At 68.1% G+C, this 10,205-nt stretch carries 8 protein-coding genes; 4 read left to right on the top strand and 4 right to left on the bottom strand.

The window, feature by feature from the left end:
- Positions 1-121 precede the first annotated feature (121 nt).
- Both C5E10_RS16685 and C5E10_RS16680 read right to left on the bottom strand, forming a co-directional pair.
- Complete coding sequence (locus C5E10_RS16685; protein WP_104332595.1) at positions 122-1,591, bottom strand: NAD-dependent succinate-semialdehyde dehydrogenase; 1,470 nt, start codon at positions 1,589-1,591, stop codon at positions 122-124.
- A gap of 153 nt (positions 1,592-1,744) precedes the next feature.
- Positions 1,745-2,779, bottom strand: coding sequence for an LLM class flavin-dependent oxidoreductase (locus tag C5E10_RS16680; protein ID WP_104332594.1), 1,035 nt, complete (start codon positions 2,777-2,779; stop codon positions 1,745-1,747).
- Between the two features lie 340 nt (positions 2,780-3,119).
- On the opposite strand from C5E10_RS16680, the gene C5E10_RS16675 reads away from it, so the two are divergent.
- Positions 3,120-3,785, top strand: a complete 666-nt coding sequence (locus C5E10_RS16675) for a GntR family transcriptional regulator (protein ID WP_181062813.1) — start codon at positions 3,120-3,122, stop codon at positions 3,783-3,785.
- On the opposite strand, the gene C5E10_RS16670 is transcribed toward C5E10_RS16675, so the two are convergent.
- Positions 3,782-4,720 (bottom strand): NAD(P)/FAD-dependent oxidoreductase, encoded by a 939-nt coding sequence (locus C5E10_RS16670; RefSeq protein WP_104332592.1) that lies wholly within the window; start codon positions 4,718-4,720, stop codon positions 3,782-3,784. The two genes, C5E10_RS16675 and C5E10_RS16670, sit on opposite strands and share 4 nt — an antisense overlap.
- Positions 4,721-4,778: 58 nt before the next feature.
- Here C5E10_RS16670 and C5E10_RS16665 point away from each other — a divergent pair, with 58 nt between their 5' ends.
- The 3 genes from C5E10_RS16665 (at position 4,779) to C5E10_RS16655 (ending at position 8,861) form a co-directional block, all read left to right on the top strand.
- Complete coding sequence (locus C5E10_RS16665) at positions 4,779-5,420, top strand: helix-turn-helix domain-containing protein (RefSeq protein ID WP_258071188.1); 642 nt, start codon at positions 4,779-4,781, stop codon at positions 5,418-5,420.
- Between the two features lie 190 nt (positions 5,421-5,610).
- Entirely contained in the window at positions 5,611-6,363 is a 753-nt protein-coding gene (locus C5E10_RS16660) for an HAD family phosphatase (protein ID WP_258071187.1), read from the top strand.
- Positions 6,360-8,861, top strand: a complete 2,502-nt coding sequence (locus tag C5E10_RS16655; protein ID WP_104332590.1) for a glycoside hydrolase family 65 protein — start codon at positions 6,360-6,362, stop codon at positions 8,859-8,861. Before C5E10_RS16660 ends, C5E10_RS16655 begins: the two co-directional genes overlap by 4 nt.
- A gap of 175 nt (positions 8,862-9,036) precedes the next feature.
- Here the strand turns inward: C5E10_RS16655 and C5E10_RS16650 are convergent, their stop codons facing one another.
- The gene (locus C5E10_RS16650) at positions 9,037-9,975 is read right to left on the bottom strand and encodes an endonuclease domain-containing protein (RefSeq protein WP_146080319.1); all 939 of its coding nucleotides are present in this window, start codon (positions 9,973-9,975) and stop codon (positions 9,037-9,039) included.
- Positions 9,976-10,205 lie beyond the last annotated feature (230 nt).

Raw genomic sequence — 10,205 nt, 5'->3', positions numbered from 1 at the left:
GGGCGGACGGCGGAGGGCAGAGGGCAGAGGGCAGAGGGCGGAGGGCAGAGGGCAGAGCGGAGACGAAGATCCCGCCGCCAGCTCTGGGCTGGCGACGGGATCTGCGTGCTGCGTGCTGCGCTTACGCGTAGGGGTTCGGCGTGAGCGTGTACTTCGTGTACAGGTACTCCTCGATGCCCTCGAAGCCGCCTTCGCGGCCGATGCCCGACATCTTCACGCCGCCGAACGGCGCCGCTGCGTTTGAGAGCACGCCGATGTTGAGGCCCATCATGCCCGTCTCGATGCGGTCGATGAGGCGCTGGCCGCGCTTGAGGTCCTCCGTGAAGACGTACGAGACGAGGCCGTACTCGGTGTCGTTGGCGAGGCGGATCGCCTCCTCCTCGTCGGCGAACGTCGTGATGGACAGCACCGGCCCGAAGATCTCCTCGCGGAAGATCTCGCTCGACGATGGGGTGCGGTTGAGCACGGTCGGCTCGTAGAAGGAGCCGTCGCCCTCCACGCGCTTGCCTCCGTGCAGGAGCTCCGCCCCCGCCGCCACTGCCGAGTCGACCAGCGAGGCGACCTTGTCGACGGCCTTGTCCTCCACCAGTGGGCCGATGATGACGCCGTCTTCGGTGCCGCGGCCGATCTTGAAGCCAGCGACCTTCTCGGTGACTCGACGCGCGAACTCGTCCGCGACATCCGTGTGCACGAGGATGCGGTTCGCAGCCGTGCAGGCCTGTCCGATGTTGCGGAACTTCGCCGCGATGACGCCCTCGACGGCCTTGTCGAGGTCAGCGTCCTCGAACACGACGAACGGTGCGTTCCCGCCGAGCTCCATCGATGTGCGGAGCACGTTCTTCGTGGCCTCCTTCATGAGGCCCTGGCCGACGCCGGTCGAACCGGTGAACGAGATCTTGCGCAGGCGCGGATCGGCGATGATCGGCGAGGAGACCGCGGCCGTGCTGCGGGTCGTGATGACGTTGACGACGCCTTTGGGCAGGCCAGCCTCTTCGAGGATCTTCACGAAGTAGAGGGTCGTGAGCGGCGTGAGCGACGCCGGTTTCACGACGGAGGTGCAGCCTGCGGCGATCGCGGGGGCGATCTTGCGAGTCGCCATGGCGAGGGGGAAGTTCCACGGCGTGATGAGGAATGCGGGGCCGACGGGGTGCTTCGAGACGATCATGCGTCCCGTTCCCTCTGGCTGCGTGCCGTAGCGGCCGTGCACGCGGACGGCCTCCTCGCTGAACCAGCGCAGGAACTCGCCGCCATAGGTGACCTCGCCCTGCGCCTCAGCAAGGGGCTTGCCCATCTCGAGGGTCATGATGAGCGCCATCTCGTCGCGGCGCTCCTGCAGGATGTCGAACGCGCGTCGGAGGATCTCCCCGCGCTCACGGGGCGCCATGCGGGCGAAGTCCTCCTGCGCGGCGACGGCGGCGTCGAGCGCCTGGATGCCCTGCTCTGGGTTCGCGTTGGCGATGTGCATGAGCGGCTTGCCCGTCGACGGGTCGTTGACCGCGAAAGGCTCATCCGCGCCGTCGACCCACTCGCCGCCGATGAACAGCTGGCCGGGGACCTTCGCAAGCAGTTCCGCTTCGTTGGGGTACGTCATTGTGCAAACTCCTCGGTTGTTGGCGAGCTCGCGCTTCCCGTGCCCAGAATCTCGGGCGCGGTGGCGATGGATGCTCCAACGCTACTCGGGCGGGCTGGGCGCTTCACGAGCATCTCGCCCAGCCCGGGGAGTCGAAGTAGTGCATTCGCACAATCAGGCGAGCAGGTCCCTGACCATCGGGATGACCTTCGTGCCGTAGAGCTCGATCGCCTTCATGCTGTGCTCGTGAGGGAGCGTCCCTGCGCTGTACTTGAGGTCGAAGCGCTGCAGGCCGAGCACCTTGACCGTGGCGGCGATCTTGCGCGCGACGGTCTCGGGAGAGCCGACGTAGAGCGCCCCGCGCTCCCCGGCTTCCTGCTCGTACTGTGCGTACTGCATGGGCGACCATCCGCGCTCCTTGCCGATGCGCATCATCATGGTGCGGTAGTTCAGCCAGTGCTCTTCACGCGCCTGCTCGTCGGTCTCCGCGATGTGGCCGGGCGAGTGCGCGCCGATCGGGCCGTTCGGGTGGCCGAACTGCTCGTTGGCCTGCCGGTAGAGCTTCGCGAACGGCGCGAAGCGCGCTGACTCGCCGCCGATGATCGCGAGCATGAGCGGCATCGAGTACTGGGCGGCGCGCACGACGGACTGGGGAGTGCCCCCGACGGCGGCCCACGTGCGCAGGCGACCCTCTTCGAGCTGCGGATGCACGGTGACGTCGTTGAGCGCGCCCCGCACGGTTCCGCTCCAGCTGACGGGCCCACCGGCCGCGATCTTCATGAAGAGGTCGAGCTTCTCGTCGAAGAGCACCTCGTAGTCCTGGAGGTTCAGCCCGAAGAGCGGGAACGACTCGGTGAAGGACCCTCGACCGAGCATGACCTCTGCGCGACCGTTCGAGATGGCGTCGACGGTGGAGAACCGCTGGAAGACCCGGACGGGGTCATCGGAGCTGAGGACCGTGACCGCGCTGCCGAGACGGATGCGCTCCGTGCGGGCTGCGATCGCGGCGAGAACGGTCTCTGGCGTCGAGATCGCGAAGTCGTCTCGATGATGCTCGCCGACGGCGAAGGCGTCGATGCCGACCTGTTCAGCCAGGACACCCTCCTCGACGACGTCGCGGATGACCTGCGCGTGTGAGCGCGGGGTGCCGTCGAGGTCGTTGGTCGCGTCGCCGAAGGTGTTGAGGCCGAACTCGATCGTGCCGGTCATGGCTGCTCCATCCATTTCGATGCGTTTACATGAATTCTAGTCGCAAGAAAAGCGCCGCCCCGGGGGAACACGGCATCCCCGAGGCGGCGCAGCTTGTGGTCGAGTGCAACGACGGGTGACGCGAGGTCGAAGGCGGCGTTCCATGCAATCGAATGAAGTTCGATGATCGTGCCAAAAATGCCAAGGCACGTCAACTCAGGCACCCCTCCCCGCGAGTGGCCCGGAAGTTCCGCGATTCACTTGTCGGCGGCCAGCGGATGCGCGCGAAAGCGTATATCGTCGCGCGTATCCCCCACCTGAATAGTCCACCAGAGACACCGAGAGGCCGAGCATGACAGGCGTGGCGGAGACCCTTGACCCGAGCACCTCCGGCAAGACGCAACTGGCCTACGAGTTCATCGAGCAGCGGATCTCGGACGGCACCTTCGCCCCAGGCCACCGACTGGTCCTCGGCGCGATCGCAGGCAGGATCGGCGTCAGCACGGTCCCCGTTCGCGAGGCCCTCCGGATGCTGGAGGCGGAAGGCGCAGTCACCTATGAACGCCACGTCGGTGCACACGTGACCGGACTCGACCCCGAGCATCACTGGCAGGCCGTGGAATCACTCGCCATCCTCGACGGCTACGCCACCGCGAGCGCCGCCCGACATCTCACTGCAGAGGTACTCGGGGAGGCCCGAAGCGCGAACGCGGAGATGGGACGGATGCTCGTGGAGCGCGACGACCCGAGGGAGCTGCATTCGAGATTCCACCGCCTCCTCTTCCGTCGGAGCCCGAACACGTATCTCGTCGACCTCGTCGAACGCACCTGGAGATACCTCGACCGCCTGCAGTCGACGGCGCCCGAATACGGGACCCGCATCACCCCCACCACGATCGCCGAGCACGACCACCTCCTCTCCCTCCTCGAGATCGGGGCGCCGAGCAGTGTGATCGAGCAGGCGGTCCGCAACCACCACCGGGCGACGTCGCGGTCCGACACGAGCGAGGTGCCCGGAACGGCCTAGCCCCGGCCCGCCGCTGCGATCTCGTCCATGAGCAGCGCGTGGGCGACGTCACCGCCGGCCGCTGCCCCCTGCCCTATCGAGACCGGCACGTTGGCGCGAGGGTCCCCCGCGTTGCCGACGACCCAGACCCTGGACTCCGGGTGCTCTGGGCCGCGGACGTCCACACCGTCGAGCATGCCGGTCAGCGGCACGAAGCTCGGGTTCGTGAAGATCGCCTCGAGTTCCAACTCGCCGCCGTTGGCGAGACGGACCCCGCGAACACGTCCGTCGGCCCCTGCCAGCACCTCGTCGACCCCGGAGCGCTCGATTCTGACCCCACGGGCGGCGAGTGAGCGCGCCTCCGCATCACCGAGCGTGAAGGAGCCGTTCACGAGGAGCACGAGGTCGGCGCTCCACTGCCGCAGCATGTGCGCCTTGAGGTCGGAGTGCTCGCCGTTGGCAAGCACGGCGATGGGTCGATCGCGGTGCTCGTAGCCGTCGCAGAAGGGGCAGGCGTAGACGCCTCGCCCCCAGAGCGCGCGGAGCCCCGGCACGTTGGGCAGCTCATCGCGAAGGCCCGTCGCCACGACGACGGCTCGCGCCCGGAAGCCACGTCCGTCCTTCGTCACCACGTGCATGCGCGCACCATCCCCGCCTTCGACGGGAGTGACGCTCTCCACTTCGGCGTCGTCGAAGACACCCTCGTGGGCTTCGACCTCGGCGCGGCCCAGCCGCCGCAGCTCGCCGGGCGCGAGGCCCTCGTGGCCGAGGACACCGTGCATGTGGTCGGTGAACCGGTTGCGGGGAACTCCGTGATCCAGGACAAGCACCCGCCTGCGCCCCCGCGAGAGCATGAGCGCAGCGCTCAGACCGGCGGGGCCGGCGCCGATCACGATCGTGTCCCAGAGCAGGTTCTCGTTCTCTGCCGCGTGCTGCGGCGCATCCAGTTGTGTCATGGCCCGAGTCTCCGGCAAGACTCTCGCATTTAGCAACTGAGTTTGCTAGTTTCGCAACATGACGGATGCAGCGATGACGGATGCCGCGACAAGCGGCCCAGGCAGCCTCGACGACCCGACCACCGGAATCACCGAAGCGCTCAGCCGCGTCGCGCCCCGACTCCGCGAGATCAGACAGGCCCGCGGCATGACGCTCAGCGAAGTCGCCGAGGAGACGAGCCTCAGCGTCAGCACGCTCTCTCGGCTCGAATCAGGCGGCAGGCGGCCCAGCCTCGACGTGCTCCTGCCGCTCGCGCGCTGCTACCGCGTGCCACTCGACGACCTCGTCGGCGCGCCCTCGACCGGCGACCCGCGCATCCACCCCAAGCCCGTGAAGCGCGGCGACCGCGTCTACCTCGCGCTCTCCCGCGCCACCGACGGCATGCAGGCCTTCAAGGTGCTCGTCGCGCCGCAGAGACCCTCGGACCGAGACAAGCCGGTCACCCTGCGCGTGCACGAGGGCACCGAATGGTGCTACGTCCTCGCCGGCAGGCTGCGCCTGCAGCTCGACGACGACGTCACGATCCTCGAAGCAGGCGAAGCTGCGGAATTCGACACGACGCGCCCCCACTCCATGACCAACGATGGCGACACGACGCTCGAGATCCTCTCGCTCTTCAGCCGGCAGGCCGAGCGCAGCCACATCCACGAAACCGGCTGAACGGATCGTCTGAATATCGGCGCACCGAATACCCGGGAACCCCTACGATATTGAACATCGCGGTGGGGCTCTGCGGTGCGTATCGAGGGCGGAGCGCACCGGGGAATTCCGCCGTGCACCATAGAACGGCGTCACGGCGCCACCCAACGATGCAAGGTTGGATGCAATGATCGCTCCTCGTCTCCGAGACGTGACACAGCTCACCAGTTCAAAGGCCATACTCTTCGACCTCGACGGCGTCATAACGCCAACCGCCGAGGTGCACATGCGCGCATGGGCGCGGCTCTTCACCGACTACCTCGCAGCCAAGGGTGCCGGTCCCGCCTACACCGATGACGACTACCTCCGCTACGTCGACGGCAAGCCCCGCTACGACGGAGTCCGCTCGTTCCTCGCCTCCCGCGGCATCACGCTCGAGGACGGCACGCCCGAGGACTCCCCGGAGCTCGAGACCGTCTGCGGCCTCGGAAACCGCAAGAACGACACCTTCAACGCGGAGCTCGCCGAGACCGGCGTGCAGGCCTACCCGGGGTCGCTCGAGTTCCTCGACGCCGCCGTCCGGCACGGCCTCCGCGTCGCCGTCGTCTCCAGCTCCCGCAACGCCGTCCCCGTGCTCACCGCGGCCGGGCTGCTCGACCGCTTCGAGACCGTCGTCGACGGCCTCGTCGCCGCCCAGAACGGCATCGCCGGCAAGCCGGCCCCAGACACCTACCTGTACGCAGCGCAGCTCCTCGGACTCACGGCCGCCGAATGCGTGGTCGTCGAAGACGCCCACTCCGGCGTCCAAGCCGGCCGCGACGGCGACTTCGGCCTCGTCATCGGCGTCTCCCGAGAAGCGAGCCACGAAGAGCTCATGTCCTCAGGCGCGGACACCGTCGTCGACGACCTCGCCGAACTCGTGCCGGTGTTCCCGCACTCAGACCTCAAGGAAGATCACGCATGAACCTCTCCACGGAAGACCCCCTGGACCGCCATCGGTTCCCGCTCGACGAGTGGGCGCTGGTCGAGCACGAATTCGACGCCAACTCGCAGGGCCTCGTCGAGACGCTCTTCGCCACCGGCAACGGCTACCTCGGCATGCGCGGCAACCTCGAGGAGAGCCGCGACGGGTACATGTACGGGACCTTCATCAACGGCTTCCACGAGACGTGGCCCATCCGCCACGCGGAAGACGCGTTCGGGTTCGCCCAGGTCGGCCAGACGATCGTCAACGTGCCGGACGCGAAGATCATCCGCCTCTTCGTCGACGACGAGCCCCTCGTCATCAGCGAGGCAGACCTGCTCTCCTACTCTCGCGTCCTCAGCTTCAAGGACGGCATCCTGACGCGCGAGCTCGACTGGCGCACGCCCTCAGGCAAGCACGTGCGCATCCGCTCGCACCGCCTCGTCTCCTTCACGGACCGCCACTACGTCCTCCTCGACTACGAGGTCGAGATGGTCGACCGCGGCGCGTCCATCCTGCTCTCGAGCCAGATCATCAACCGCCAGGACGGCGGCGACGAGTTCCAGCGCGGCAAAAAGGAGACCGAGGTCGCCTTCGACCCGCGCAAGGCGGAGTCGTTCACCGACCGGGTGCTCCAGTCCCGCATCGCGCGCGAAGAGGGCCTGCGCTCGATGCTCGCCTACCGCACCACCCATTCGGGCATGACGATCGCCGTCGCGGCCGACCACGACATCATCACCGACAACGAGTGGGACGCCACCACGCGCGTCGACGCCGACTTCGCCGAGACCGCCTTCCGCGTTCGCGCCGAGCCCGGTGTCCCCGTGCGCATCATCAAGCACGTGGCCTACCACACGTCCAAGAGCGTCCCCACGCGCGAACTCGCGGACCGCGCCGACCGCACCCTCGACCGCATGCGCGAAGTCCCCGTCGAGGACGTGTACCGCTGGCAGCGCGAATGGCTCGACGACTTCTGGGACCGCAGCGACATCGTCATCCACGGCCACCCCGTCTACCAGCAGGCGACGCGCTGGAACCTGTTCCAGCTCGCCCAGGCCACGGCCCGCACCGATGGCGGCGGCGTCGCAGCGAAGGGCGTCTCCGGCTCCGGATATGGCGGGCACTACTTCTGGGACACCGAGGTCTACGTCCTCCCGTTCCTGAGCTACACGGCGCCCAACGTCGCCCGCAACGCGCTCCGCTTCCGTCACCAGATGCTCGACGCGGCACGCCAGCGCGCGCACGAGATGAACCAGAAGGGCGCCCTCTTCCCGTGGCGCACCATCAACGGCCAGGAGTCGTCGGCCTACTACGCGGCGGGCACGGCGCAGTACCACATCGACGCCGACATCTCCCACGCGCTCGTGCAGTACGTGGCGGCCACCGGTGACGACGAGCTGCTCTCGCAGGGTGCCATCGACATCCTCGTCGAGACCGCCAGGCTCTGGGCCGACCTGGGCTTCTGGCGCACGGGAGGCGACGACCACTTCCACATCCACGGCGTCACCGGCCCAGACGAGTACACGACCGTCGTCAACGACAACCTGTACACGAACGTCATGGCCAAGGCGAACCTGCGGGCGGCGTACGACGCGTGCGAGCGCCTCCGCGAGACCGACCCGGCCTCGTTCGAGCGCCTCACGATGCGCCTCCACCTGGCAGAAGAGGAGCTCGTCGAGTGGGCTGCCGCCGCCGAGGCGATGTTCCTCCCCTTCGACGAGAAGCTCGGCATCCACCCGCAGGACGCGCAGTTCCTGGAGAAGGAGCTGTGGGACCTCGAGAACACGCCGTCATCGCAGCGCCCGCTGCTGCTGCACTTCCACCCGCTCGTCATCTACCGCTTCCAGGTCCTCAAGCAGGCCGACGTGGTGCTGGCGCTGCTCCTGCAGGGCAACGAGTTCACGCCGGAGCAGAAGCGCAAGGACTTCGAGTACTACGACGCCCTCACCACGGGAGACTCGTCGCTCTCCGCGGTCGTCCAGTCGATCATCGCGGCCGAGGTCGGGTACGCGGATCTCGCCGAGCACTACTTCTCGACGGCGCTGTTCGTCGACATCGCGAACCTGCACCACAACACGAGCGACGGCATCCACATCGCCTCCACGGGTGGCATCTGGAGCGCGCTCGTCTACGGCTTCGGCGGCATGCGCGACCACGGTGGCAAGATCACCTTCGACCCGCGCCTCCCCGCCGACTGGCCGCACCTCGAGTTCCGCATCACCCTGCGGGATTCGCGCATCCGCGTCGATCTCGAGCAGGACTCGATGACGTTCACGGCGGAGACCGGCTCGGGCGCCGAGGTGTTCGTGCGCGGACGCCGTGTCGCGGTCGCCCCGGGTGAGCCGACGACAGTCAAGCTGGGCGCTGTGGAGGAGCTCGCCGGCTACCCGACGCTGAGCGACATCGAGGGCTCGATCCGCGAGGACGGCTCCGTCATCACGGCCTCGATCCCGACGATCTCCGTCGACCACGCGGTACTCGACGCCGGTCTCGACTGACGCGAGACGCGCATCCACGAACGGCGACGCCGTCTGCTCCTGCAGGCGGCGTCGTCGTGTTCTCGCGGCCCGCGCCAGCCTGCATCCCCGCGCCGGCCCCGCCGGCCCCCGCCGATCGCTGCCCGGCGTTTCCCCCTCCGGTGAGTCCTCCAGAGGGAGATTCGGCTGGCAGCGATCACGGGCGAAGACCTCGTTCCGCGAGGGCGCGGCGGATGCTCTCGAGCAGGCGTCGAGGCGACTTCAGGTCGGCTTCGGTCACCCTGATGACGCGCCATCCTGCTCGCTGCAGTGCCTCCGTGCGTGTCAGATCCCTTCGCGCCGAGACCGCGTCCTCGAAGTGTCCCTCGCCCTCGAACTCGATGGCGATCCTCTCGCGCACGTAGGCGAGATCGATGCGGGCTCTCCCGTGTCCCGGCACGAAGAGCCTGTGCTGCATGACAGGTTCGGAGAACCCTGCGCCGATGATGAGCAGCCGGAGCTGCGTCTCCTTCGGAGACTCCGATCCCGACCTCGAGTGCTCGAGCGCGGCGCGGAGAGTCGCCGCTCCGGGGCGGCCCTTCCACTGTCGCGCGGTCATGGTGAGCTCCTCGAGCGTGTGCATCGGGACGAGCTGGCTTCGACCCGGGTAGTGCTCGAACGACGTGCGGAGTGCATCCGCGAACACCACCGCCTGTGTGAGGGTGAGGCGCGCTGCAAGCTGCGCCAGGAGGGTCGCGGGCGCGAGGGTCGGGATGTCCAACGGGCCTGCCAGCACGAACCGCTTGGAGTCCAGCCGATATCCGCGAATCAGCTTCCCGGTCGGCGGATGCGCGGGCTGCTCGACCGCGACGTGGGTGATCATCTCGACCTCGAGCTTCCAGGGCAGCGGAAGCCCCCAACAACGAGCGCCCGAGGCTTCGGCAAGGACTTGGCCGGGCCCGAGGCGCGCTCGAACGAAGCTCAGATCGAGGTCACGTGGCGCGAGGGTCCGAGCCGACACCCGGATGCCGTGGTGCGTGGCGACGAGGTCGCTGGCTTCGAGCCGTTTCCTCGGCACAGTGAGCGCCATCGCGGCTGACACGGAGAACCCCTCATCACTCGAGAGGTCGTGGGGCAACGGGCGAGGCAACGGCATGCCGTGAAGGTAGACGCGCACGGCACTCCGGGCGTCAGCTCCGTCTCCGGCTGTGGACGAGCGTCTCTCCACAGCCCCGCCGCCTCGGGAGTCGGTGGAGCCGTCCACCGTGCGCCCTGCCCGGCGATCGCTGCCCGGCGTTTCGCCCTCTGGCGACCCCCGCAGAGGGCGAAACGCCGGGCAGCGATGAACGGGAAGGGCGGGGCTGTGGAGAGACGCTCGTCCACAGC

The organism is Pseudoclavibacter sp. RFBG4, assembly GCF_002931515.1.
Lineage (GTDB): Bacteria > Actinomycetota > Actinomycetes > Actinomycetales > Microbacteriaceae > Pseudoclavibacter.
Note: the sequence above shows the minus strand (reverse complement) of the source record. Positions and strands in the feature narration are given on the sequence as shown.